Origin of the sequence: Cellulosimicrobium sp. NPDC055967 (genome assembly GCF_042269845.1) — a bacterium.
In the GTDB taxonomy this organism is placed as follows: Bacteria; Actinomycetota; Actinomycetes; order Actinomycetales; family Cellulomonadaceae; genus Cellulosimicrobium.
In genome coordinates, this window is record NZ_JBHJYJ010000007.1 from 1 (window position 1) to 24,423 (window position 24,423).

The 24,423-nt window shown below is 74.0% G+C and carries 23 protein-coding genes; 11 read left to right on the forward strand and 12 right to left on the reverse strand.

The features are described from left to right. Nucleotides 1-198: 198 nt before the first annotated feature. Entirely contained in the window at nt 199-2,016 is a 1,818-nt protein-coding gene (locus ACFC2L_RS10885; protein ID WP_375824324.1) for an AMP-dependent synthetase/ligase, read from the reverse strand. Between the two features lie 105 nt (nt 2,017-2,121). On the opposite strand from ACFC2L_RS10885, the gene ACFC2L_RS10890 reads away from it, so the two are divergent. Together ACFC2L_RS10890 and ACFC2L_RS10895 are read left to right on the forward strand one after the other, a co-directional pair. Next, entirely contained in the window at nt 2,122-2,472 is a 351-nt protein-coding gene (locus tag ACFC2L_RS10890) for a chorismate mutase (protein WP_375824325.1), read from the forward strand. Between the two features lie 164 nt (nt 2,473-2,636). Further along, nucleotides 2,637-3,836 (forward strand): Vms1/Ankzf1 family peptidyl-tRNA hydrolase, encoded by a 1,200-nt coding sequence (locus ACFC2L_RS10895; RefSeq protein WP_375824326.1) that lies wholly within the window; start codon nt 2,637-2,639, stop codon nt 3,834-3,836. Nucleotides 3,837-3,918: 82 nt separating this feature from the next. Here ACFC2L_RS10895 and valS read toward each other — a convergent pair whose 3' ends face one another. After that, nucleotides 3,919-6,726: a valine--tRNA ligase gene (gene valS, locus ACFC2L_RS10900; protein WP_375824327.1), complete on the reverse strand. Its 2,808-nt coding sequence runs from the start codon at nt 6,724-6,726 to the stop codon at nt 3,919-3,921. Beyond that, nucleotides 6,723-7,772, reverse strand: coding sequence for a hypothetical protein (locus ACFC2L_RS10905; protein ID WP_375824328.1), 1,050 nt, complete (start codon nt 7,770-7,772; stop codon nt 6,723-6,725). Before ACFC2L_RS10905 ends, valS begins: the two co-directional genes overlap by 4 nt. A 181-nt stretch (nt 7,773-7,953) precedes the next feature. Here ACFC2L_RS10905 and ACFC2L_RS10910 point away from each other — a divergent pair, with 181 nt between their 5' ends. From ACFC2L_RS10910 to ACFC2L_RS10925, 4 genes are all read left to right on the forward strand, one after another. Further along, complete coding sequence (locus ACFC2L_RS10910; protein ID WP_375824329.1) at nt 7,954-9,882, forward strand: DUF4914 family protein; 1,929 nt, start codon at nt 7,954-7,956, stop codon at nt 9,880-9,882. An 80-nt stretch (nt 9,883-9,962) separates the two neighbouring features. Next, nucleotides 9,963-10,961 carry a TIGR03557 family F420-dependent LLM class oxidoreductase gene (locus tag ACFC2L_RS10915; protein WP_375824330.1) on the forward strand — a complete coding sequence of 333 codons (999 nt, stop codon included), beginning with the start codon at nt 9,963-9,965 and terminating at the stop codon, nt 10,959-10,961. Continuing rightward, nucleotides 10,958-11,830 carry a coenzyme F420-0:L-glutamate ligase gene (gene cofE / locus ACFC2L_RS10920; RefSeq protein ID WP_375824331.1) on the forward strand — a complete coding sequence of 291 codons (873 nt, stop codon included), beginning with the start codon at nt 10,958-10,960 and terminating at the stop codon, nt 11,828-11,830. Before ACFC2L_RS10915 ends, cofE begins: the two co-directional genes overlap by 4 nt. Before the next feature lie 68 nt (nt 11,831-11,898). Continuing rightward, on the forward strand, nt 11,899-12,282 hold the full coding sequence (locus ACFC2L_RS10925) for a hypothetical protein (protein ID WP_375824332.1): 384 nt from the start codon (nt 11,899-11,901) through the stop codon (nt 12,280-12,282). A gap of 35 nt (nt 12,283-12,317) precedes the next feature. Here the strand turns inward: ACFC2L_RS10925 and ACFC2L_RS10930 are convergent, their stop codons facing one another. The 3 genes from ACFC2L_RS10930 to ACFC2L_RS10940 all read right to left on the reverse strand — a co-directional run bounded on the left by ACFC2L_RS10930 (nt 12,318) and on the right by ACFC2L_RS10940 (nt 14,687). Continuing rightward, on the reverse strand, nt 12,318-12,683 hold the full coding sequence (locus ACFC2L_RS10930) for a VOC family protein (RefSeq protein WP_375824333.1): 366 nt from the start codon (nt 12,681-12,683) through the stop codon (nt 12,318-12,320). An 82-nt stretch (nt 12,684-12,765) separates the two neighbouring features. Further along, nucleotides 12,766-13,995 carry an AI-2E family transporter gene (locus tag ACFC2L_RS10935; protein WP_375824334.1) on the reverse strand — a complete coding sequence of 410 codons (1,230 nt, stop codon included), beginning with the start codon at nt 13,993-13,995 and terminating at the stop codon, nt 12,766-12,768. 98 nt (nt 13,996-14,093) lie between these two features. Further along, nucleotides 14,094-14,687, reverse strand: a complete 594-nt coding sequence (locus ACFC2L_RS10940; protein ID WP_375824335.1) for an HhH-GPD-type base excision DNA repair protein — start codon at nt 14,685-14,687, stop codon at nt 14,094-14,096. A gap of 243 nt (nt 14,688-14,930) precedes the next feature. On the opposite strand from ACFC2L_RS10940, the gene ACFC2L_RS10945 reads away from it, so the two are divergent. After that, nucleotides 14,931-16,226, forward strand: a complete 1,296-nt coding sequence (locus ACFC2L_RS10945) for a chitinase (protein ID WP_375824337.1) — start codon at nt 14,931-14,933, stop codon at nt 16,224-16,226. Between the two features lie 99 nt (nt 16,227-16,325). Here ACFC2L_RS10945 and ACFC2L_RS10950 read toward each other — a convergent pair whose 3' ends face one another. Further along, the gene (locus ACFC2L_RS10950) at nt 16,326-16,748 is read right to left on the reverse strand and encodes a nitroreductase family deazaflavin-dependent oxidoreductase (protein WP_375824338.1); all 423 of its coding nucleotides are present in this window, start codon (nt 16,746-16,748) and stop codon (nt 16,326-16,328) included. Between the two features lie 35 nt (nt 16,749-16,783). Beyond that, complete coding sequence (locus ACFC2L_RS10955; RefSeq protein WP_375824339.1) at nt 16,784-17,737, reverse strand: AraC family transcriptional regulator; 954 nt, start codon at nt 17,735-17,737, stop codon at nt 16,784-16,786. A gap of 164 nt (nt 17,738-17,901) precedes the next feature. Here ACFC2L_RS10955 and ACFC2L_RS10960 point away from each other — a divergent pair, with 164 nt between their 5' ends. From ACFC2L_RS10960 to ACFC2L_RS10970, 3 genes are all read left to right on the forward strand, one after another. Then, complete coding sequence (locus tag ACFC2L_RS10960) at nt 17,902-18,819, forward strand: NmrA family transcriptional regulator (protein ID WP_375824340.1); 918 nt, start codon at nt 17,902-17,904, stop codon at nt 18,817-18,819. Further along, a complete protein-coding gene (locus tag ACFC2L_RS10965; protein WP_375824341.1) occupies nt 18,816-19,193 on the forward strand; it encodes an anthrone oxygenase family protein in 378 nt (125 codons plus the stop codon). Before ACFC2L_RS10960 ends, ACFC2L_RS10965 begins: the two co-directional genes overlap by 4 nt. A 77-nt stretch (nt 19,194-19,270) precedes the next feature. Continuing rightward, complete coding sequence (locus ACFC2L_RS10970; protein ID WP_375824342.1) at nt 19,271-19,714, forward strand: CoA-binding protein; 444 nt, start codon at nt 19,271-19,273, stop codon at nt 19,712-19,714. Nucleotides 19,715-19,744: 30 nt separating this feature from the next. Here the strand turns inward: ACFC2L_RS10970 and ACFC2L_RS10975 are convergent, their stop codons facing one another. Genes ACFC2L_RS10975 through ACFC2L_RS10990 form a run of 4 tightly spaced genes read right to left on the reverse strand, consistent with a single transcriptional unit; the run spans nt 19,745 to nt 23,289 of the window. After that, nucleotides 19,745-20,278: a hypothetical protein gene (locus ACFC2L_RS10975; protein WP_375824343.1), complete on the reverse strand. Its 534-nt coding sequence runs from the start codon at nt 20,276-20,278 to the stop codon at nt 19,745-19,747. A gap of 25 nt (nt 20,279-20,303) precedes the next feature. After that, the gene (locus ACFC2L_RS10980) at nt 20,304-21,206 is read right to left on the reverse strand and encodes a putative F420-0 ABC transporter ATP-binding protein (protein ID WP_375824344.1); all 903 of its coding nucleotides are present in this window, start codon (nt 21,204-21,206) and stop codon (nt 20,304-20,306) included. After that, nucleotides 21,203-22,288, reverse strand: a complete 1,086-nt coding sequence (locus tag ACFC2L_RS10985) for a putative F420-0 ABC transporter permease subunit (protein WP_375824345.1) — start codon at nt 22,286-22,288, stop codon at nt 21,203-21,205. The genes ACFC2L_RS10980 and ACFC2L_RS10985 overlap by 4 nt, the downstream gene beginning before the upstream one ends. Then, the gene (locus ACFC2L_RS10990; RefSeq protein ID WP_375824346.1) at nt 22,285-23,289 is read right to left on the reverse strand and encodes a putative F420-0 ABC transporter substrate-binding protein; all 1,005 of its coding nucleotides are present in this window, start codon (nt 23,287-23,289) and stop codon (nt 22,285-22,287) included. The genes ACFC2L_RS10985 and ACFC2L_RS10990 overlap by 4 nt, the downstream gene beginning before the upstream one ends. 304 nt (nt 23,290-23,593) lie before the next feature. On the opposite strand from ACFC2L_RS10990, the gene ACFC2L_RS10995 reads away from it, so the two are divergent. Continuing rightward, nucleotides 23,594-24,403: an SDR family oxidoreductase gene (locus ACFC2L_RS10995; RefSeq protein ID WP_375824347.1), complete on the forward strand. Its 810-nt coding sequence runs from the start codon at nt 23,594-23,596 to the stop codon at nt 24,401-24,403. Nucleotides 24,404-24,423: the final 20 nt, after the last annotated feature.

Below are 24,423 nucleotides of genomic sequence, written 5' to 3' on the forward strand. Positions count from 1 at the left end.
GTGGTGCCGCGTCGTGGCGGGCCTGGCGGGAGCCGCGAGGAACGAGCGGCGGATGGTAGACGCGGCACCACCACCCACCCCGCCACCCAGGGCGACCACACGCCGTCGGGCAGGGTGACCACAGCTCTACCTCGGCCGACCAGGGCTCTACCTAGGCGGACCAGGGCTTTCCCTCGGCGGAGCGGGGTCGTTCCTCGGTCAGGCGTCGGCGCCGACCTTGGCGCCGTAGAGGGTGTCGATCGTGTCGGCGAAGTCCTTGATGACGAGGCCGCGCTTCACCTTGAGGGACGGGGTGAGGTAGCCGTTCTGCTCGGTGAAGTCCGTGGTCAGGACGGTGATCTTGCGGATCGACTCGGCGCGGGAGACCGCCTCGTTCGCGTGCGCGACGGCACGGTCGAGCGCGGCGAGGACGTCGGCGTTCGTGGCGGCGGCGTCGACGTCCATGGTCGGCAGGCCGTGCGTCGAGAGCCAGCCGGGCAGCATCTCGGCGTCGAGCGTGACGAGGGCGCCGATGAAGGGGCGCTGGTCGCCCACGACGACGACCTGGCTCACGAGCGGGTGGGCGCGCAGGCGGTCCTCCAGCACCGCGGGGGCGACGTTCTTGCCGCCGGCGGTGACGATGATCTCCTTCTTGCGGCCGGTGATGCGCAGGTAGCCGTCGTCGTCGAACGCGCCGAGGTCACCGGTGCGGAACCAGCCGTCCTGGAGCGCCTCGGCGGTGAGCTCGGGCTGGTTGCGGTAGCCGCGGAAGACGTGGTCGCCCTTGACGAGCAGCTCGCCGTCGTCGTCGATCCGCAGCGAGGTGCCGGGGAACGCGGGCCCGACGGTGCCGATCTTGGTGAGGCCGGGAAGGTTCACGGCCGTGGGCGCGGTGGTCTCCGTGAGGCCGTAGCCCTCGAGGATGCGCAGCCCGACGCCGCGGTAGAAGTGGCCGAGCCGCTCGCCGAGGGGCGCGCCGCCGGAGATCGAGTACGTGAGCTGCCCGCCCATCGCGGCGCGCAGCGTCGAGTAGACGAGGCGGTCGGCGACGGCGTGCTGCACGCGCAGCCCGAACGACGGCCCGGCTGGGGTGTCGAGCGCGCGCGACCACGTGATCGCGACCTTCGCGGCCCAGTGGAAGACCTTGCGCTTGGCGCCGGTCCCGGTCTTCTGCTCGGCCGTGTTGTAGACCTTCTCGAAGACGCGCGGCACGGCCAGCAGGAACGTCGGGTGGAACGTCCCGAGGTCGGCGACGAGGTTCTTGGTGTCCCACGAGTGCGCGAGCACGGCGTTCGAGGCGACGACGACGACCTGGATGAAGCGCGCGAAGACGTGGGCGAGCGGCAGGAAGAGGAGGGTGCGGGCGCCGTCGGAGTCGAGGATCTCGGCGAGGCCCGCGCGGCCGTTCAGCGCGAGGTGGACGAAGTTCCGGTGCGTGAGCTCGACGCCCTTGGGGCGTCCGGTCGAGCCGGAGGTGTAGATGACCGTCGCGAGGTCGTCGACCCGCTGGGCGGCACGACGGCGGTCGATCTCCGCGGCGGGGACGTCGGCGCCCGCGGCGCGCAGGGCGTCCACGGCACCGTCCTCGACGACGAGCACGTCCTCCAGGTCGGGCAGGCGGTCCCGGACGGACGCGACCTCCGCGGCGTGGGAGGCGGTCTCCACGACGGCGAGGCGGACCGCGGCGTCGGAGCAGATCCAGTGCACCTGCTCGGCGGACGACGTCTCGTAGACGGGCACGGGGACGGCACCGACGGCCCACGTGGCGAAGTCGAGGAGGGTCCACTCGTAGCGTGTGCGGGACATGATCGCGACGTGGTCGCCCGGCTCGATGCCACGGGCCACGAGGCCGCGGGCGACGGCGACGACGTCCGCCTCGAAATCCTGCGCGGTGACGGGCTCCCACGGGCCGTCCGCGGTGGTCCGGCGCTCGACGAGCGTCGCGTGGGGACCACGGGCGACGCGGTCGGTGAGGAGGGTGCTGATGGTCGCCGTGGGGGAGACCTCGACGAGGCTCGGCGACGCGTGTTCCGTCATGGGACTCTCCGCTGAGTGGGACGGCAGGTAGGGACGGCGTGACACTTTACTCCGTACTCCGAGTATCGCGTTCCTCGGGTCGTCGGGCGCGCCTAGGATCAGTGGGTGACGCACCCGCCCGGCCCCTCTGCCGTCCCCGCCGAGATCCTCACGCTGCGCGACAGCATCGACAACATCGACGCCGCGCTCATGCACCTGCTCGCGGAGCGGTTCAAGTTCACGCGCCGGGTCGGGGAGCTCAAGGCGCAGGGCGGGCTGCCCCCGGCCGACCCGGACCGGGACCGGCAGCAGATCGCGCGCCTCACGGGCATCGCGGACGCCGCGGGCCTCGACCCCCAGTTCGCGGAGCAGTTCCGCGAGTTCATCGTCCGCGAGGTCATCCGCCACCACGAGCGGATCGCGGCGGAGCACGCCGCGTCGGGCGAGGGCACGCCCGTCCTCGACACCTACTCCTGACGGCATCCTGACCGTCGGCGTCCGCCGGGTCCTGCCCGACGCGCGGTGGCGACGCGGGTCGATCTGACCGACCCTGGAGGGGTCCCAGGGTGGGCCCCGGCGTCGGCACGACCTGCGCGCCGGGCGGCCTGCCCGCCACGCCGACGGACGCTAGAGGTGTTCGCATGAAGATCGATTGGCTCAAGCCCCTCCTCGGCCACCCGGGCCCCTTCGCGACGGTGTACATCGACGCGACGCGGGCCAACGAGGCCGGGGACCGCGAGGTCGAGAACCGCTGGAAGGGCGTGCGGCGCACGCTGCGCCAGGAGGGCGCGCCCGACGCCGTCCTCGACGACCTCGAGGAGGTGGTGCTGCGGCCGACGCGGGTCGGGGGCACCCACGGGCGCGTGCTGATCGCGGACAACACGGGCGTGCTCGTCGACCGCGTCGTCAAGGACCCGCCGGCGCTCACCAAGGGGTCGTGGGGGCCCGTTCCTGCGCTGCTCCAGGCGGCGCGCGCGGCGGACGAGTCCGTCGACTACGTGCGCGTCGTCGTCGACCGCCAGGGCGCGGACCTCACGTGGTCCGTCGCCGGGGGACACCTGCCGTACGCGGAGCCGGAGTCGGTCGAGGGCGGCCACGACGTCATCAACAAGGTCCGCACCGGCGGACTGTCTCACAAGCGCATCGAGTCGCGCGCGGAGGACTCGTGGGAGCGCAACGCCGAGGCGGTGGCGGCCGAGCTCGAGCGCCAGGCGGCGGAGTACCACCCGGAGCTCGTCCTCCTCACCGGGGACGTGCGCGCGGTGCCCCTCGTGCGCGGGGCGCTGGGCCGTGCGACGGCGGAGCGCGTCGTCGAGGTCCCGGGAGGAGGTCGCGGACCGGGCATCAACGAGGCCGCGTTCGAGTCGAACGTCGCCGACGCGCTCGACAGCTTCCGCGAGCGGCGACGGGAGAAGGTCCTCGCGGAGTTCCGCCAGGAGCAGGGCCGCGAGTCGGGCGCCGTGACGTCCGTCGAGGACGTCGTGGCGGTCCTCGCGCGCGGGCAGGTCAAGGAGCTCGTCCTGGCCGACGAGTACGGACAGGACGCCGCTCTCGACGGCCGCTCGCTGTGGATCGGGCCGAGCCCGATGCACATCGCCGCGACGAAGGAGGAGATCCAGGACCTGGGCGTCACCGAGGGCCTCGAGAAGCTCCCCGCGACGGTCGCGCTCGTGCGCGCCGCGGTGGGCCAGGACGCCGGCCTGACGTTCGCGCCCGAGGGCAGCGTCGAGCTCATCGAGGGCGTCGGTGCGACCCTGCGGTGGGCCGACGAGGGCACGCCGCGCGAGGTCGCGGCGACGATGTCCGGCGACGACGCCAGGCTGCGCGGCGAGATCATCTGACCCGCCGGCCGCTGTGGGCATGAAATGGGCCCGGTTCTGCGGTCAGAACCGGGCCCATTTCATGCCCACGACGGGTGGGGGGTCAGGCCTTCTTGCGGGCCTCGGGTTCGCCGAGCTCGGAGGAGACGACGACGATCCCGCCCTGGACGGCCGGGTCGCCCTGGCCCTCCGTGGCCGCGACGAGGTCGAGCGTGCCGGTGACGCGCCCGCCGTTGCGGACGTCGACGACCGACGCCTCGACGCCCGCGAGCGACGCCGCCGGGACGGCGACCTGCGCCGCGAGGATCGGCGTGCGCATCGAGACCTTCGCCTCGGACTTGATCTTGCGCAGCGCGGCGAGCGCGTGGCCCGCGGCCGTGAGCACGGCCGGGTCGGCGTCGCCGGCCGCCGCGCGTGCGACGTCGGAGGTCGGCCACGGCGCGCGGTGGATCGAGCCCTCCGAGGCGCGCCACCACGACCAGACCTCCTCGGTCGCGAACGGCACGAACGGCGCGAAGAGGCGCAGGAGCGTGTCGAGCGCGATCGCGAGCGCGACGCGCGCGGACCGGGTCTCGGCCGAGACGTCGGACGCCGCGGCGCCGGCGCCGTACGCGCGGTCCTTGACGAGCTCGAGGTAGTCGTCGCAGAACGTCCAGAAGAACGTCTCCGTGGTCTCGAGGGCGCGCGTGTGGTCGTACGCCTCGAACGCCTCGGTCGCCTTCTCGACGACCGACGCGAGGCCGGCGAGCATCGCGCGGTCGAGCGTCTCGGTGACGAGCGCGGGGTCGAGGACGATCTCGCCCGTCCCGGTCTCGGCGTCGACCCCGAACGACAGCGCGAACTTCGACGCGTTGAGGATCTTGATCGCGAGGCGGCGGCCGATCTTCATCTGGCCGACCTCGAACGCCGCGTCGGTGCCCAGGCGGGCCGACGCCGCCCAGTACCGCACGGCGTCCGACCCGTGCTCCTCGAGCAGGCCCATCGGCGTGACGACGTTGCCCTTGGACTTCGACATCTTCTTGCGGTCGGGGTCGAGGATCCAGCCCGAGATCGCGGCGTTCTTCCACGGCAGCGAGCCGAACTCGAGGTGCGAGCGCACGACGGTCGAGAACAGCCACGTCCGGATGATGTCCTGGCCCTGCGGGCGCAGGTCCATGGGGAACACGCGCTCGAAGAGGTCGGGGTCGACCTCCCAGCCACCGGCGATCTGCGGCGTGAGCGAGGAGGTCGCCCACGTGTCCATGATGTCGTTCTCGCCGACGAACCCGCCCGGCACGCCGCGCTGGTCCTCGGTGTACCCGGCGGGGACGTCGGACGACGGGTCGACGGGCAGGACGTCCTCGGACGGGACGATGGGGTGGTCGTGGTCGACCTCGCCGGACTCCAGCACCGGGTACCACAGCGGGATCGCGACGCCGAAGAAGCGCTGGCGCGAGATGAGCCAGTCGCCGTTGAGGCCGCCGACCCAGTTCTCGTAGCGCACGCGCATGAAGTCGGGGTGGAACGCGAGCTCCTTGCCCCGGCCGAGCAGCTCGCCGCGCAGGTCGCGGACGGTGCCGTCCGCGGTGGTCCAGTCGCGACCGCCGTTGCGGATGTACCACTGGCGCGAGGTGACGATCTCGAGCGGCTTGTCGCCCTTCTCGAAGAAGTTCGCCTTGCGCTGCGTCGGCACGGGCTCGCCGTCGAGGTCGCCCGCGTCCCGCAGGGCGTCGACGACGACCTGGCGCGCAGAGAACGTCGTCTTGCCCTCGATCTCGGCGAACACGCCCTGGCCGGAGTGCGACGTGATCCAGTCCGGCGTCTCGCGGACGATGCGGCCGTCGCGCGTGATGATCGACCGCGTCGGGAGCTGCAGCTCGCGCCACCACTGCACGTCGGTGAGGTCGCCGAACGTGCAGCACATCGCGATGCCCGCGCCCTTGTCGCGCTCGGCGGCGGGGTGGGCGAGGACGGGGAGCTCGACGTCGAACAGCGGCGAGCGCACCGTCGTGCCGAACAGGTGCTGGTAGCGCTCGTCGTCCGGGTGCGCGACGAGCGCGACGCACGCGGCGAGCAGCTCGGGACGCGTGGTCTCGATGTAGACGGGTGCGCCGTCGTCGGGCGTGCCCGGCGCGACGCGGTGGAACGCGACCTTGTGGAAGTGCCCGGGGTAGTCGCGCGCCTCGAGCTCGGCCTGCGCGACCGCCGTCTGGAACGTCACGTCCCACAGCCCCGGCGCCTCGGCCTGGTACGCCTCGCCGCGGCCGAGGTTGCGCAGGAACGCGCGCTGCGCGGCCGTGCGCGACCGCGCGTCGATGGTCTGGTAGTGCTGCGCCCAGTCGACCGAGAGCCCGAGCCGGCGCCACAGCGCCTCGAACTGCTTCTCGTCCTCGGCGGTCAGGCGCTCGCACAGCTCGATGAAGTTGCGACGGCTCACCGGCATCTGGTCCGCGGCCTTGACGGACTTGCCCTCGCCACCCTCGTGCGGGGGCTCGAAGCCCTCGACGTAGGGGAGCGTGGGGTCGCAGCGGACGCCGTAGTAGTTCTGGACGCGCCGCTCGGTGGGCAGGCCGTTGTCGTCCCAGCCCATGGGGTAGAACACCTCGAGGCCGCGCATGCGCTGGAAGCGCGCGACGACGTCGGTGTGCGTGTAGGAGAAGACGTGGCCGACGTGCAGGGAGCCGGAGACCGTCGGCGGCGGGGTGTCGATGGAGAAGACCTGCTCGCGGGTCTTCGAGCGGTCGAACGCGTACGTCCCCTGCTCGGCCCAGCGGGCGTCGTAGGTCTCCTCGAGCCCGTCGAGGCTCACCCGGTCGGGTACTCCCGCGACCACCGCGCGGACGACGTCGCCGGCTACGCGGCCGGCGGAGGAGGTCGTTGCTGCAGTGGCATCGGCCGCGCCCGTCGGCGCGTTCGTCGGGAAGTCGCTCATGGTCGCCCATTCTCCCAGATCTCGGGGCCGCTCCCGACGGCGTCTCGCGTCCCGGCCGCCGTCGTCACCGGGTGCCGGGCGCGGTGCCCGGGCCGCCGGGCCCGTCCGAGCGGGACAGCCGCGCGGCCAGGTCGGTGGCCGTCCCCCAGGAGGCGTTCCCAGACCGCCGGGTCGAGCAGGTCGAGCGCGTGCTCGCTGAACAGGAAGAGCCGGTCCCCGGCCACCTCGGCCGCGAGCGGCAGGGGACCGCGGACGAGCGACTCGACGACCTCCGGGGGGAAGACGGCGCGCGCCGTGCCGGCCGGGGACCGCACGGGCCCGTAGGCGCGGTGGCGGTCGCCGAACGGGCCGTCGACCGGCAGCTCCCACACGCGCTCGACGCCCCGCGGAGCCCGGGCGCCCCGCAGGCCCCGGGCGGGCGCCGTCTCCACGACGACGCGGGGCAGGGTGCGGTCGAGGCCGACCATGGCATAGGTGAACGCGAAGGGCTCGCCGTTGCGGTAGCCGGCGCTGTAGGTGTAGGTGGCGACCTCGACGGGGCGGCGACCGCCGGTGCGGACCACGTTCCGGGCGACACGGAGGATGCCCAGGTGGAACGCCCCGCTGGGCAGGTCGGGCTCGTCGACCCGCGGCACGACGTCGAACCCGTTCGCCGCGGCGAACAGGCTCAGGCGGTAGGACTGCTCGTGCTCCCGGGCGGACGACCTCCGCACGCCCCGGGCGACGAGGAGGCCGACCGCGACGACGCCGGCCGCCACGAGCCCGACGGCGACCGGGACGGCGACCCCGGCGGCGACGAGACCGACCACGACGAGGGCGAGGACGGCGCCGACGACGAACACCGCCAGGGCGAGCAGGAGGGCGAGGAGGGTGGTTCCGAGCACCCTGGCGAGCACCCGGGACCCCACCGAGGACCCCGTGCGCGCCCGTCCCGCGCGTGCCCGGCGTCTCAGCTCCCGGTGGTGCGCGCGCGCCGCCGCGCGGTCCACGGGCTCCACGAGGGCTCGCGTGTCGAGGGGAGCGTCAGGCGGGGGAGGGGTGCTCACCGACGAGAGGCTATCCGGGTCGGCGCGGCGCGGGGACGCGTACCCGACCTGTGAGGCACATCAAGACGGGTCCAAGGTCCCTGGGGGTGATTGGTCATCGACTCGTAACCTGCACGCAAAGACCCGGGTGCTCGTGGGCGCACCTCGATCTCGTCCCTCGCGCCGACCACCGGGAGCAACCATGACCCTCACGACCACCGACCCCGCGCGCACGACCGGGGCGCTGCCAACCGGCGTCGTCCTTCCGCCCGCGCTCGAGGCGGCGCTCGCGGCGTGCCCGGACCTCGTCGTCCCGTCCTCGCGCGACGAGCTCTACCGCCTCGCGCTCGGCCCCGACGGCGGTCCGCGGTTCGTGGTCGAGTACGACGCCGCCGGCACGCTCGTGCCCGAGGCCGAGGTGGTGCGCTGCCGGAACGGCATCGCCGTGAACTACCCCGAGGACTACATGCGCCGGCGCGACCCGGACTGCATGCGCGTCGCCGACGACCTGCCCACCGACAAGCCGCGCTACCGCGACGTCTTCGGGACCGGGTTCGACGCCGTCAAGGAGGAGACCCTCGCGTGGCTCGCGACCCAGGAGCTGGTGGTCGTGCCGTTCCGGGCGGGGGGACGCACCCACGGCTACCCGTCGCTCGCCGTCTGCCCGGCCAACGCGGCGTTCTTCGCCCTCGCGCTCGTCGACCTGCAGGGGTGGACCACGTTCGACGAGCTCGGCCCGTTCGAGCCGCGCTCGATCCTCTACGTGGCCCCGCCGTTCCGTCACACGCGGTTCGACGGCCGCCAGGTCGTCGTGCACGACCGCTCCGAGTCGCTGCACGAGGTCTTCGCGTACAACCTCTACCCCGGTCCGAGCGCGAAGAAGGGCGTGTTCTCCGTCCTGCTCGACGTCGGCGAGCGCGAGGGCTGGGTCACCGCGCACGCGTCGTCGGTCCGCGTCACCACGCCGTACGAGAACGAGACCGTCGTCATGCACGAGGGCGCGTCGGGCGGCGGCAAGTCCGAGATGTGCCAGGAGATCCGCCGTCAGGAGGACGGACGGATCCTGCTGGGCACGAACGTCGTGACGGACGAGCCGTACGTCATCACGCTCGGCGAGACGAGCGCGCTCGACCCCGTCACCGACGACATGACCCTGTGCCACGTCGGGCTCCAGACGGGCGACGGCCGCCTCGTCGTCACGGACGCGGAGGAGGCCTGGTTCGTGCGGGTCGACAACCTCACCGGCTACGGCCAGGACGTCCACCTGGAGCGCGCCTGCATCCACCCCGACGTCCCGCTCGTGTTCTTCAACATCGACGGCGTCCCCGACGCCACCGTGCTGCCCTGGGAGCACTCCCTCGACTCCGACGGCCGGCGGTGCCCCAACCCGCGCGTCGTCGTGCCCCGCCACCTGCTCACCGACGTCGGCGGCCCGGCGGAGGTCGACGTCCGGACCTTCGGCGCCCGCATGCCGGCCTGCACCCGGGATCACCCGACCTACGGGATCATGGGCATGACCCACGTCGTCCCCGCCTCGCTCGCGTGGATCTGGCGGCTCGTCGCGCCGCGCGGGGACAAGAACCCGTCGATCGGCGAGTCGCGGTCGGCGACGGAGGCCCTGGCCCACGGCGGGATGGTCGCCGAGGGCGTCGGGTCGTACTGGCCGTTCGCGACCGGGACGAAGGTCGCGGCCGCGAACCTCCTGCTGCGCCAGCTCGTGGAGATGGACCGGACCCGGTACGTCCTGACGCCCAACCAGCACATCGGCGCGTACAAGGTCGACTTCGCGGCGGAGTGGCTCACGCGCGAGTACCTCGCGCGGCGCGGCGGCGGGCGCCTGCGCCCCGAGGAGCTCACCCCGGCGCGGTGCCCCCTGTTCGGGTACACGCTCACGGAGATGAAGATCGACGGCCAGCTCGTGCGGCCCACGTTCCTGCGGCCCGAGCTCCAGTCCCAGGTCGGGCTGGATGCCTACGACGCCGGGGCGCGGATCATCACCGACTTCTTCGCCAGCGAGCTGCGGCAGTTCCTCACCGACGACCTCGACCCGCTGGGGCGGCAGATCATCGAGGTCTGCCTGCGCAACGGCTCCGTCGAGGAGTACGCGGCGCTGACCCCCGTCTACGTCTGAGGCGCACGGCCGGGACCGCCGCAGCAGGCGGCCCCGGCCCGCCCGGGCGAGTCTCGCCCGGCGCGTACTAGGGTCGGAGCATGGGTCTGACGATCGGCTACGCCGCCATGCTCGAGCAGTTCCACCCCACCGAGGCCGTCGCGCTCTCGGCCTACGCGGAGGAGCACGGCTTCTCCGGCACCATGGCTGCGGACCACTTCCAGCCGTGGGTCCCGGCGCAGGGCGAGTCGTCGTTCGTGTGGAACGTGCTCACCGCGCTCGGTGAGCGCACGACGGGCGACCTCGGGCCGGGAGTCACCGCGCCGACCTTCCGCTGGCACCCCGCGATGGTGGCCCAGGCGTCGGCGACGCTCGCCGCGATGTACCCCGGGCGGCACTGGCTCGGTCTGGGCTCGGGCGAGGCGCTCAACGAGCACGTGGTCGCGGGGTACTGGCCGGAGGCGCCCGAGCGCATCAACCGCATGTTCGAGGCGATCGACGTCATCAAGAAGCTGTTCCAGTCCGGGCTCGACAACAAGGACGTCAAGCACTCCGGGACGTTCTACAAGATGGAGTCCACGCGCCTGTGGACCATGCCCGAGGTCGCGCCCGAGATCCTCGTCGCCACGGCCGGCCCGGTGACGGCCAAGCGCGCCGGCCGGCACGCGGACGGCCTCATCACGGTCGGCGCGCCGCTGGAGAAGATCTCCATGCTGTTCGGCAAGTTCGACGACGGCGTCCGCGAGTCCGGCCGCGACCCGCAGGCGATGCCCAAGGTGCTGCAGCTCCACCTGTCCTGGGCCGCGACCGACGAGGAGGCGCTCGCGAACGCGATGACCGAGTGGCCCAACGGCGGCATGAAGTTCCCCAAGGCCGACATCCGCTCGCCGCACGACTTCGAGCAGATGGCCAAGCTCGTGCGCCCCGAGGACTTCGAGGGTCGCATGGTGATCTCGGCCGACCCCGACGAGCACCGCGCGTACATCCAGAAGTTCGTCGACCTCGGCTTCGACCGGATCTACCTCCACAACGTGGGCCGCAACCAGCGGGAGTGGATCGAGGTCTTCGGCCGCGAGGTCCTGCCGAAGCTGGCGCGATGACGTCCGGCGCGGGTCCCCTCGTGCCCGACGACGCCGCGCACGCGGGCGATGGCGCGCGCCTGTCCGCGTGGGCGCCGTCGGGCCTGGGGGAGGTGCGACCGGGCGACGACCTCGCCGCGCTCGTCGGCGACCTGCTGGCGGGGGCGCCGCCGGGCGACGCGCTCGCCGAGGGCGACGTCGTCGTGGTGACGAGCAAGGTCGTGTCCAAGGCGGAGGGCCGCGTCGTCGCCGCCGCCGACCGCGAGCAGGCGATCACGGACGAGACGGTGCGCGTCGTCGCGACGCGCGGGCGTCCGGGTCAGCCTCCGCTGCGCATCGTCGAGAACCACCTGGGCCTCGTCATGGCCGCCGCCGGGGTCGACGCGTCGAACACGCCCCACGGGACGGTCCTGCTGCTCCCGCTCGACCCGGACGCCTCGGCCCGGGCGCTGCGGGCCGCGCTGCGCGACCGGTTCGGGCTCGACCGGCTCGGCGTCGTCGTCACCGACACCGCTGGTCGTGCGTGGCGCGACGGGCTGGTCGACGTCGCGATCGGTGCGGCAGGGATCGTCGTGGCCGAGGACCTGCGCGGCGGGACGGACGCGCACGGGCGTCCCCTCTCCGTGACGGTCACGGCCGTCGCCGACGAGGTGGCCTCCGCGAGCGAGCTGGTGCGGGGCAAGACGGCGGGCCGGCCGGTCGCCGTCGTGCGGGGCCTGGGCCGGTACGTGGGCGAGGACGACGGGCCGGGGGCGCGTGCGCTCGTCCGGCCCTCCGCCGACGACCTCTTCCGGGAGGGGAGCGCCGAGGCCTACGACCGCGGCTACCGCGACGGGTTCGGCGAGGGCTTCCGCGAGGGCTCGGGGAACGAGCCGCTCCCCACCCGCTGAGCCGGGCGAGCGGTGAGGACCGGCGCAATCCCCTGGCTCGCGGGCGGACCTGCGGCTAGCCTGCCGGGATGCTCCCCGCCGAGTGGATCCCGCACCGCCGCCCCGACGACCGCGAGCACGTGGGCTGGATCCGTCCCGACGGCGACGCCTGGGTCGCGGTGTCGCTCCTCGGGCGCGAGCTGACCGGCCCGGTGGACTGGCTGGAGGCGGAGGAGGCCCTCGACGGGCTCAGCCTCGCGTGGCTGGCCGACGTGTGGATGCTCGAGCAGGAGGACGCGCCGCCGCTGCGCGTCCGGCTCGTGGAGGTCACGCCGGACGGCGTGGTCGTGCAGACCGACGACTTCGGTGCGATCGACGTCCCCGTGGAGCGCTACGACCTCCCGTGGCCGCCGCCGCCCGCGCTCCGACCGCGCCGGCCGGGCGACCCGGACGGTCGTGTGCTGTCGCTCTGACCGCGACGACCGTCCGGGCGGGCCACCGGGCGCGGTCAGCCCGCGTCCGTCGTGCCCTCGTAGAGGCCGATCTGGTTCCCGTCGGCGTCCTCGAACGCCGCCCACCAGGACGTCGGGCTGATCTCCGACTTCTCCAGGACCACGCGGCCCCCGAGCTCGCGGACCTTCGCGAGCGTGTCCTCGATCGAGTCGACCTCGACGTAGCTGCGCGGGCTCGTGAACCCCTCGGACCGCGGGGCGAGGCCCCCACCGCTGATCTTGTTGGGCGCCTGCCACATGGGGTAGCCCTCGAAGCCCGGGACCTCCGCGATCTGCCAGCCGAAGAGCTGGCCGTAGAACTGCGTGGCCCGGCCGCTGTCGCTCACCGGGATGTCGATGTGCGTGATGTCTCCGTGCGCCATGGTTCCTCCCGTGCCGTGACGGGCGGACACCCGCCGTCTGCCAGCCTAGGGACCACGGGCGCGATCGCAACAGGGTGCGCGGCTACGCCGTCTCCGAGGCGGGGGCGCCGTCCGCGGCCGAACCCTCAGGCTGGACCTGAGGGTCACGCTCGGGCTCCGGTCCGGCGCCCGCGTCCCGGCGGGAGACGATCTCGTCGTCCTCCATCGCGGCCGCCTCGTCGCTCTCCGCCGCGCCGGGTGCAGGGCTCGCCGTCCCGCCGTCCCGGGGCACGTCGTCACCCGAGAGCCAGCGCAACCAGCCCGAGCCGGGGTCGGGCTCCAGCACGAGCGCGCGTACGAGCAGCGTGAGCGGGATCGCGAGGATCGCCCCGAGCGGCCCGATGACGAACGTCCAGAACACGACGGAGACGAAGCTGAGGGTCAGGCTGAGGTTCACGGCGTCGGCCACGAACTTGGGCTGGACGAGCACCTGGAGCACGACGTTCACGACGCAGTAGACCGCGACGACGGCGAGCGCGAGCTGCCACCCGCCGACGACGAACGCCATGATCGCGGGCGGGACGAGGCCGAGCACGAAACCGATGTTGGGGATGAAGTTGGTGACGAACGCGAGGATCGCCCACACCGTCGGCGCGGGGACCGAGAGCAGCCAGAGCGCCACGCCGTCGACGATCGCCACGACCGCGCCGAACGACGCGTTGACGACGAAGTAGCGCCGCACGCCGCCGCTGAACCGGGACGCGCGGTCGATCGTCGCGGCGCGCTCGGTGCCGAAGACCGTGGTCGCGGTCGAGTACCGTGCCGCGTCCGCCGCCATGAAGATCGCGTAGGCGAGCACGAAGAAGAAGGCCGTCGCGATGCCGAGCGCCATGCCCGACACGTTCCCCGCGAGGCTGAGGACCCGGGCAGGCTCCAGCCACGACGTCGCCGCCTCCGCGACGTCCGTGTCGATCCCGACGGCGGAGAGCTGGTCGACGACGTCCTCGACCGAGCGCACCAGCGCCGGCAGGTACTCGCGCACCAGGTCGGCGAACCGGAAGCCCGCGAACACGAGCATCGCGACGAGCACGGCAAGGATGAGGTAGGCGACCACCACGACCGCCGTCGTGGCGGCCCACCGGGGCCAGCCGCGGCGCTCGAGCGGGAACCGCACGGGGTGGCAGATGATGACGATCACCGCCGCGAGGAGGATCGGCGCGAGCACCTCCCGGGCCGTGTGGACGCCCGCGAGCACCACCACGCCCGCGGCCAGCGCCAGGAGCGTGCGGGTGGAGGGAGGCAGCGCCGGGGCGCGCGACGTCGTCGTGGTCACGCGCCGACGATAGCGGCCGGGCGTCGTCGCGCACGCGGGCGTCCATCGAGATCCGGCCCGTGGTGCGGCCGGCGGTGCGGCCGGCGACGTGCCCGCGGTCAGGCCTTCGCGGCCTTCGCCGCGGCCTTCTGCGCCTTCTTGAAGGTGCGGACCTCCGCGAGCGACTCCGCGCTCGTGACGTCGGCGATGGACCGGCGCGACCCCTCGTCCCCGTAGTGGCCCGCCGCCTCGCGCCACCCGGCGGGCTGCACGCCGCGCTGCTTGCCGAGCAGCGCGAGGAAGATCCGGGCCTTCTGGTCGCCGTACCCGGGCAGCGCGCGCAGCCGGGCGAGGACCTCCGCGCCGGTCGGGGCACCGTCGGCGCCGGGCGCGGTCCAGATCCGGGTCGCGTCGCCGTCGTACTCGTCGACGACGACGCGCGCCAGGTCCTGGACGCGCGCGGCCATCGAGCGCCCGTACCGGTGGATGGCCGGCGGCGTCGTCGCGAGCGTGACGAACGCGTCGGGGTCCGCCTCCGCGACGGCGCGCGGGTCGATGGAGCCGAGGCGGTCGCGGATCTTGCGCGGTCCCGCGAACGCGTGCTCCATGGGGTACTGCTGGTCGAGGAGCATGCCGACGAGGAGGGCGAACGCGTCGTCGCTGAGGAGCGCGTCCGCGTCGGGGTCGCCGGTGATCCAGAGCTGGTCGGTCATGCCGTCCATCATGGCAGGACGGCGGCGCCCGCGTCCGGTCGCGGGTCCCGCGGAGCCGCGCGGGGTCGTCGCCCGGGGCATCCGTATACGGGGTGCTACGGACGCGTAGATCGCGAAAGATACGCAATCGCACCGATGGGCGCGGGTCGCGGACGCCGTAGCGTCGATCCGTCGGTCGCCCGGTGCGCCGACGTCTCCCGCACCCGGCGCCACGGACGACGCCGGCCTGGACCGGAGGTTCCCATGTTCCGAAGGAAGCTGCTCACGCTCGCGACCACGACGGCGCTCGCCGTCGGCGCGACCGTCGGCCTCGCTGCACAGCCGGCGTCCGCCGCGACGCCCATCCCCGACCACGTGTTCTCGCCGTACTACGAGATGTGGCTGGGCGACGACATCAGCGCCGTGTCCCAGCAGGCGGGCGCCGACCACATCACGCTCGCGTTCGCCCAGACCGAGCGGCAGGGGTCGTGCACGCTCTACTGGAACGGCGACACGTCGCTGCCGATCGCGCAGTCGAGCTTCGGCGCCCAGGTGGACGCGATCCAGGCGCGCGGCGGCAATGTGATCCCGTCCCTCGGCGGCTGGACCGCGGACGACGCGACCGAGGACGGGCAGCTCACCGAGCTGGCGGACTCGTGCACGGACGTGAACAAGATCGCGGCGCAGATCCAGAAGCTGATCACGACGTACGACGTCGAGCGCATCGACTTCGACATCGAGGCGGACTCGATCAACAGCAGCGCCGGCGTGGACCGTCGCAACAAGGCGCTGAAGATCGTCCAGGACTGGGCCGAGGCCAACGGCCGGACGTTCGAGGTGCAGTACACGCTGCCGACCACGACGCAGGGCCTGGCCGCGTCGGGCAAGAACCTGCTGCGCAACGCCGTGACGAACGGCGTCGAGGTCTCGGTCGTCAACGTCATGACCTTCGACTACTGGGAGGGTGACCGCGCGAACATGGCGCAGGACACCGTCACCGCGACGACCGGCCTGGTGAGCTTCCTCAGGACGATCTACCCGTCGAAGACGGACGCGCAGCTCTGGGGCATGGTCGGCATCACGGAGATGATCGGCGTCTCCGACTGGGGCGTGGGGGAGACGTTCTCCCTCGCGAACGCCGACTCGGTGCTCGCCTTCGCGCAGCAGAAGGGCGTCGCCTACCTGTCGTTCTGGGCGCTGCACCGCGACACCGGGGGCTGCGCCGGCGCGCAGACGACGCAGGACGACTGCTCCGGGCTGGCGCAGCAGAGGTTCGAGTTCTCGAAGAAGTTCGCGTCGTTCACCTCCGGCGCGACGGACCCGACGGACCCGACCGACCCGACCGACCCGACGGACCCGACCGACCCGACGGACCCCACCGACCCGACGGACCCCACCGACCCGACCTGCACGGCGGCGCCGTGGAGCGCGTCGCAGGTGTACGTGGGCGGGACGACGGCGTCCTTCGAGGGGCACACGTGGAAGGCCAAGTGGTGGACGCTCGGGGAGAAGCCGGGCGCCGCGACCTGGGGCCCGTGGGCCGACCTCGGCGCGTGCTGACCCGCTAGCGCTCACGGACGCCCGGTCGGACCTCCGGCCGGGCGTCCGCCGTCACGTGGCGCGCGACCGTCGGCCGGACGCCGCGGCACGGGCGCAGTGCTACGCGGACGTCGTGGCCGGCACCCGCAGGAGCCTCCCGGTCCGGAACTGGTCCACCCCCGTGCGACGCAGGACGGCGCTCGTCCAGCCGGGCACGAGCCGCAGACCGACCTCGCCCGTGACGCGTCGCACGTCCACGACGCGGAACTCCTGGCCCCGCCGCTCCAGCACGAACTCGCCCGCGGCGTCGACGTTGCGCACCCAGTCGACGTCCGGCCCGTACGTGAGCGCGAGGACGACGCGGACCGGGTCGGCCGGCGTGTCGCGGTAGGCGAACGCGAAGACGGGCGTGCGGTAGACGCGGCCGCTGCGTCGGCCGACGTGGCGCACGACCGCCATCGGCCCGACCCCCGTCGCGACGCGCAGCATCACGGGGTTCAGGAAACGCTTGTTGCTGCGGGTCACCCAGCGTGGGATCGGCATGGCGACCATCCTGCCCGGGTCCGGCGTCGTCCGCCTCAGGCGGCGCCCGCGCGCGCCGCCCGGTGCGTCGCCGGGCTCACCCCGCGCACGCGCTTGAACGCCGCGCTCAGCGCGAACGGCGACGCGTACCCGACGGTGCGCGCGACCGACGTCAGCGTCGCGTCGGGCTCGAGCAGCAGGTCCGCCGCGAGGTCGAGGCGCCAGCCGGTGAGGTAGCTCATCGCCGGCTCGCCGACGAGCGTGGTGAAGCGCCGCGAGAACGCCGCGCGCGAGAGCCCGACCTCCCGTGCGAGCGCGTCGACGGTCCAGGCGCGGGCCGGGTCGTGGTGGATGAGGCGGAGGGCCGCGCCGACCACCGGGTCCGCGTCGGCGCGGTACCAGCCGGGCGCGTCGTCGCGGGAGAGCCAGGTGCGCAGGCACGAGATGAGGAGCAGGTCGAGCAGGCGGTCGAGCACGGCCTCCTGCCCGGGGAGGTCCTGCACGACCTCGCGCGCGAGCATCTCGACGAGGGTCCCGTCGACGTCGTCGCCGCGCAGCACCACGCGCTGCGGGAGCACGCGCAGGACGCGGCGGCCCACCTCGCCGTCGAGCGGGTAGGTGCCCGTGACGATGACGGTCTCGCCGCCGGGGTCGTTGCCCCACGACCGCACGCCGAGCACCGTCATGGGGGAGGGCCCGCCGTCGACCGCGCGGCACATGTCGGACTCCGGCCCGACGACCACCTGCGGCGCGGTCGTCGGCGCGTCCGCCACGACGTAGTGGGCAGGACCGCGCAGCAGGACGACGTCTCCCGCCTCGACGTGCACGCCCGGGTCCGTCCCGTCGTCGCCCACGGCCGGCCCGACCCAGCCCGACCCGCGCAGCACGGGCACGATCGTCAGCGGCGCCTCGTCCTCGATGCGCATGCCCCAGGGGGCGCGGAGGTGGCTGCGCAGGAGGAAGGCGCCGCGGGCGCGCGGCCCGTCGAGGAGCCCGGCGACGACGTCCATCCGGTCAGGGTACGCACCGCCCCGGAGCCGGGGCCAGAGATCGCCGAGCCGGAGGACCGCGAGACGATCACGTATGGAGACGAGCGTCAGAGCCATGTCGCGTCTCGCCCCTGCCCGGTTGACTGGCATTCGTCCCCGCACCGACCCTCGACAGGAGAGACGCCATGAGCGCCACGACACCGCGCCCGACAGATGCCGCGGTCCCCGCCTCGACCGACGCTCCGACCGCCGCCCCGGCCACCGGCCCGGTCCTCGTCCTCGGCGCGACCGGAAAGTCCGGCCGCCGGGTCGCCGACCGCCTCGACGCCCTCGGGCTCCCCGTGCGGCGCGCGTCCCGCTCCGGAGCCGTCCGCTTCGACTGGGAGGACGAGACCACGTGGGGCCCCGCGGTCGCCGGGGCCGAGGCGGTGTACGTGGTCTACGTGCCCGACCTCGCGATCCCGGGCTCCCCGGAGACCGTCGCCCGGTTCGCGGCCCTCGCCCGGGAGGCGGGCGTGCGCCGGCTCGTCCTGCTCTCGGGTCGCGGCGAGGTCGAGGCGCAGCGCGCGGAGGTGCTCGTCGCCGAGGCGTTCCCCGGCCGCACCGTGGTCCGGTGCGCGTTCTTCGACCAGAACTTCAGCGAGAGCTTCCTGCTCGATCCCGTGCTCGACGGCGTCCTCGCGCTCCCGGTGGACCGGGTCGCCGAGCCGTTCGTCGACCTCGAGGACGTCGCCGACGTCGCGGTCGCGGCTCTCGTCGACGACGCGCACGCCGGACGGGTCTACGAGCTCACCGGTCCGCGCGCGATCACGTTCGCCGACGCCGTCGCGGAGATCGCCGCCGCGAGCGGACGTGACGTGCGGTTCGCGCCGATCACGATCGACGAGTTCGTCGCGGGCCTGCGGGCGATCGGGCTGCCGGAGGACGTCGTGGGTCTCATGCGCTACCTGTTCACCGAGGTGCTCGACGGGCGCGGGACCCCCGTCGCCGACGGGGTCCGCAAGGCGCTGGGCCGCGAGCCGCGCGACTTCCGCGAGTTCGCCGCGCGCGAGGCCGCGGCATGGTCGGTGACCGTCACGGCGACGTCCGGGCAGGCGTCGTGAGCGTCTTCACCATGCTCGTCGTCGCAGGTGCGGTCGCGACGGGTCTCGCGGGCGGGGTGCTCTTCGCGTTCTCCACGTTCGTCCTGGGCGGCTTGCGCCGCCTCCCCGCGGCGGCGGCCGTCGTCGGCCTGGTCGGCGGCGAGCCGGGCGCGGGGCGGGCGCTCGCGGGCGCCGTGGTCGCGCTCGTCGGGATCCTCGGCGTGACCGCGGTGGGCAACGTCCCGCTCAACGAGCGTCTCGACGCGGCGGCGGCCCGGCCCCAGGACCTCGCCGCCGCGTGGGCAGCGTTCCTCCCGCGCTGGCTCGCGTGGAACCACGTGCGGACCGTCGCGGGCGCGGCCGCGACCGCGCTGCTCGCGCTCGCCCTCGTCTGACCGTTCCGCTGCGACTGCCCGAGGCGGCCGGGCCCCGACCGCGGAATAGCCGCGGCCGGGGCCAGGTTGCGCACGACATGAGCGACGTCGCAGCCGCCGAGCCGGCCCACGAGCAGGAGACCGTCCGTCGTGTCCTGGAGGACACGCAGACCTGGGCCGTCGTCGGCCTGTCGAACAACGCGTCGCGCGCCGCGTACGGCGTGGCGCGCGTGCTGCAGGAGCACGGCAAGCGCATCGTGCCGGTGCACCCGTCCGCCGAGACGGTGCACGGCGAGCAGGGCTACGCGACGCTCGCGGACGTCCCGTTCCCCGTCGACGTCGTCGACGTGTTCGTGCGCTCCGAGCTCGCGGGCGACGTCGCCGACCAGGCCGTCGCGATCGGCGCGAAGGCCGTCTGGTTCCAGCTCGACGTGATCGACGAGGACGCCGCGCGCCGCGTCCGCGAGGCCGGCCTCGACATGGTCATGGACCGGTGCCCGGCGATCGAGCTGCCCCTGCTCCGGTCGGGGTCGGCCGGGTGAGTGCGTGACGCACGTCGCGGCGGGCCGTGCTCAGCGGTCGAGGCGTGCGGCGGCCAGGTCGAGGGCCGTGCCGAGCTCGTCCTCCGGGATGTACAGCTCGCCGAGCGACATCGAGAAGGGCGACTCGTCCATCCCGAGGGCTCTGGCCGCGGGCTCGAGGTCGAGGTCCGTCCCGTCCTCGGAGATCCCGCTGTCGACGTAGACCGGCATGCCCGACACCTCGGGCAGCACGACCGTCAGCACGGCGGCCAGCGCGTCGGGGTGCGGCTCGGGACGCTCGGCGTCCTCGGCCGGGAGCAGGCGCACCCCGACGCCCAGGTCGCACGCACCCTCGCAGTTGCTCGCACCGGTGTACAGGCTCACCTCGACGGGGAGGTCCGCCGCGTCCAGCGCGTGCTGGACCGCGGGCAGGGCCCGCTCGACGTCCGCGTAGGAGACGTTCGAGGTGTCGAACGGGGAGCGCCCGTCGAGCACCGCGCAGCCGGAGACGGACACGACGCACGTCGCGACGAGACCGGCCGCGACGACGGTCCGCAGGGTGCGGGGGACCAGTGAGAGACGCACCCGCCGAGGGTACGCGAACGGGCGCTCAGTCCCGCGGCGCGAACGTGAGCACGGGACGCCCCGTGCGGGGGTGCGTCAGCACGTCGCTCCGCACGCCGTAGACCGGGTCGAGCACCTCGGGGACCAGCACCTCGTGCACGTCGCCCGCGGCGACGACCCGGCCGTCCGCGAGCACGACGACGTGGTCGCACGTCTGGGCGGCGAGGTTGAGGTCGTGGAGCGCGGCGAGGACGGTCACGCCGTCGTCGGCCAGGTCGCGCAGGACGCGCATCGTGTCGAGCTGTGCGGCGATGTCGAGGTGGTTGGTCGGCTCGTCGAGCAGCAGCAGCGCGGGCTCCTGGGCGAGCGCGCGCGCCAGGTGCACGCGCTGGCGCTCGCCGCCGGAGAGCGTCGCGACCTCCCGCTCGGCGAACGCGGCCATGCCCGCGCGGGCGAGCGCCGCGGTCGCGGCCTCCCGGTCGTGCGCGGAGTCGCCCGCGAGGAGCGAGCGATGGGGGATGCGGCCCAGGAGGACGGCGTCGAGCACGGAGAGCGGGAGGTCGGTCGTCGCGTCCTGCTCGACGAGCGCGAGGACGCGCGCGCGCCGCCGCCGCGGCATCGCGAGCAGGTCCGCGCCGTCGAAGCGCACGCGCGCGGCGTCGTCGGGCCCGGCGGTCGGGGCGCGGACCCCCGCGAGCACGCGCAGGAGCGTCGACTTGCCGGAGCCGTTGGGCCCGAGCAGCCCGCTCACCGCGCCGGTCGGGGCGGTGCAGTCGACCCCGTCGAGGACCAGGCGACCGTCGACGGACCACGACACGCGCGCGGCGTCCAGCCCGCCGGGGCTCCGCGGACCCGGGCTGCGCCGGGCAGCGTCGTCGAGGCGGTCCCGCACGTCGTCCGCGCCCGCCCCGGGCACCGCGGGCGCCGTCGTGCGTGTGGTCTCGCTCATGCGGCCTTCCTCCCGCGCCACAGCAGCAGCGCGAACACCGGGGCGCCGATCGCGGCGGTGACGATCCCCACGGGCAGCTCGCGGGGCGCGAACACGGTGCGCGCGAGCGTGTCCGCCCAGACGAGGAACGTCGCGCCGAACAGCGCGGACAACGGCAGCAGGAGGCGGTGCCGCGCGCCCGTGAGGAGCCGCACCGCGTGCGGCAGGATCAGCCCGACGAACCCGATGGACCCCGACTGGGAGACGAGCGCCCCGGTGAGCAGCGCGACGCCCACGAGCAGCGTCCAGCGCACGCGCGCGACGTCGACCCCGAGCGTGGACGCGGCGGTGTCGCCGAACGTGAAGGCGTCCAGCACGGAGCCGGTCGACGCGAGCAGGGTCCCGAGCACGAGGGTCGCGCCGCCCGCGACCGCGACGGAGGTCCACGTCGCTCCGGCGACGGACCCCATGAGCCACGAGAGGATCTCGCGGTAGGAGTCGCCGGTCGCGGACCAGAAGATGACGAAGCTCGTCGCGGCCGCCGCGAGCTGGCTCACCGCGAGGCCCGCGAGCACCGTCCGCGTGGGCGTGAGCGCGCCGAGCGCGCCCGCGAGGCCGAGCGCCGCGACGAGCGCGAGCACCGCGCCCCCGAACGCCGCGACCGGCAGGAGCACGGTCCACCCGGCGACCAGCACGAGCACCGCGCCGAGCGATGCGCCCGACGACAGCCCGAGGAGGTACGGGTCCGCGAGCGGGTTGCGCGTGAGCGACTGCATGACGACGCCGCACACGGCCAGCCCGGCGCCGACCGCCGCGGCGGTGAGCACGCGGGGGAGGCGGAGCTGCCACACCATGCCGTCCTGCAGCGTGCCGAGCGGCTCGAGGCCGAGCAGCCCGCCGAGCCCGAGGTGGGTCGCGACCGAGCGCCACACGTCCCCGACCGCGAGGTCCGCCGGGCCGATCGTCACCGTGAACAGCACCGTCACGACGAGGGCGCCGACGCCGGCCGGCACCCACCATCCCGCGCCGCGGCGCGCGCGGGCCCCCCGGCCGTCCGGTCGGGCGAGTGGCGTGGGAGCGGGCCGGGTGCGCAGCGTCGTCACAGGCCGAGCGCCTCCAGCTGCGCCGCGAGGTCCACGACGGCATCGACGTTGCGCACGCCGGCCTCGGTCGCCGGGAACGGGATCGTCAGGTACCGGCCCTCGCGCACGGCGGTCATCTCGGCCGTCGCCGGGTTGGACTCGAGCCGCTCGATCTTCGCGTCCGCGGTGTTCCACGCGGCGTCGACGAGGACGAGGACGTCGGGGTCGGCGGCGATCGCCTCCTCCCACGCGAACGCGGTCCAGGTGTCGTGCACGCCGCCTGCGACGTTCTCCAGCCCGACGGCGTCCATGATCATCTGCGGCGCTCCGATGCCCGCGCCGACGTAGGGGATGTCGTCCCCGGACGAGTACCACAGGGCCGTGAGCCCGCGCTCGTCCCGGGCGACGCCGTCGAGCGTCGCACGCTGCTCGGCGACGAGGTCGGCGGCCGCGTCCTGCGCGTCGAAGATCGTGCCGACCTCCGTGATCTCGGCGAACACGTCGTCGAACGTCAGCGGGTCCGGCATGTACTCCGGCGCCTTGCACGCGGCCGGCGAGACGTACGTCGCGACGCCGAGCCGCGCGAGCGTCTCGCGGTCGCCCGCGCCCTCGGCCGTGAGGTTGGACTCCCAGCCCGCGTAGACGAGGTCGGGCTCGGTCCCCAGGACCGCCTCGGCGCCGGGGACCTGGTCCGACATCGGCTCTGCCACCGCCGGGACGGCCGCCGCGGCGTCGGCCAGGGACGCGGGGACCGGGCCGTCGGCGAACGCGCTCGCGACGATCCGGTCGCCCAGCCCGAGCGCGAGCAGCATCTCCGTGGTGCTCGACTTGATCGTCACCACGCGCTCCGGCGCCGCGTCGAACGTCACCTCGAACCCGCAGTCGTCGAGCGTGAGGGGGTAGGCGGTCGCGGTCACGTCGCCCGACGGCGGGGCGTCACCGCCCGCGTCCGGCTCGTCACCGGGTGCGGTGCTCGACGAGCAGGCGGCGAGCGCGAGGGCGAGCGTGGCGGCCGGGAGCACGAGGGCGACGCGGCGTGCGGACCGGCGGGACAGAGGGCGAGGCAGAGTGCGAGGCAGGATGCGGGAGAAGGGCACGGGCGGGGTCTCCGGGGTCGGGCGCGTCGCGGCGAACCCTCGACGGGCACGCCGCTGCGGCGGTGCGTTCTCGATGCCGACCGGCGAGCGCCGACCGGGACCGACGCGTCATCTCGCGTCGCGCGGACCCGCGGCACAGATCCGGTGCCGCCCCGACGGGCCAGTGCGGGGCCCGTGATCCTCCGCCAGCCTAGTCCTTCCCGCGCGGCGGCGTGGCAGAGTGTCCGTCGTGACGGAGCCATCGAACCAGCCTGCCCAGACCCCCGCGCCGTTGCGTGCCGTCGTGACCGGCGCGTCGTCGGGCATCGGGGAGGCGTGCGTCCGGTTCCTGCGTGCTCGTGGCTGGGACGTCGTCGCGTTCGCGCGGCGCGCGGACCGGCTCGCCGAGGTCGCGGAGCGCACGGGCGCCCACCCCGTCGTCGGGGACGTCACGTCGGACGACGACGTCGCACGCCTCGTCGCGGAGGCGGGCGCGCGGGGGTCGGTGCACGCGCTGCTCAACGTCGCCGGGTTCGGGCTCGGCGTCGACCACGTCGACGAGGCGAAGATCGACGAGTGGCGCGCGATGTACGAGACGAACGTGCTGGGCACCGTGCGCGTGACGAAGGCGTTCCTGCCGCTCCTGCGCGCGTCGCGCCGGGGCGACATCGTGCTCATGACGTCGACCGCGGGTCACGACACCTACGTCGGCGGGTCGGGCTACGTCGCGTCCAAGCACGCGCTGCTCGGGGTCGCGAGGACGCTCCGGCTGGAGCTCGTGGGCGAGCCGATCCGCGTCATCGAGATCGCCCCTGGCCTCGTGCACACGCCGGAGTTCTCGCTCAACCGCTACCACGGGGACCAGGCCGGGGCCGACGCCGTGTACGCCGGGGTCGTGGACCCGCTCACCGCGGACGACGTCGCCGACGTCGTGACCTTCGCCGTGACGCGCCCGCACCACGTCAACATCGACTCGCTCGTGCTGCGTCCCGTCGCCCAGGCGTCGACGTACTCCCTGTGGCGTGCCCCGCTCGTCCCGAAGGGCGTCGACCCGGCCTGAGCGCCGAACGAGCACGGTCC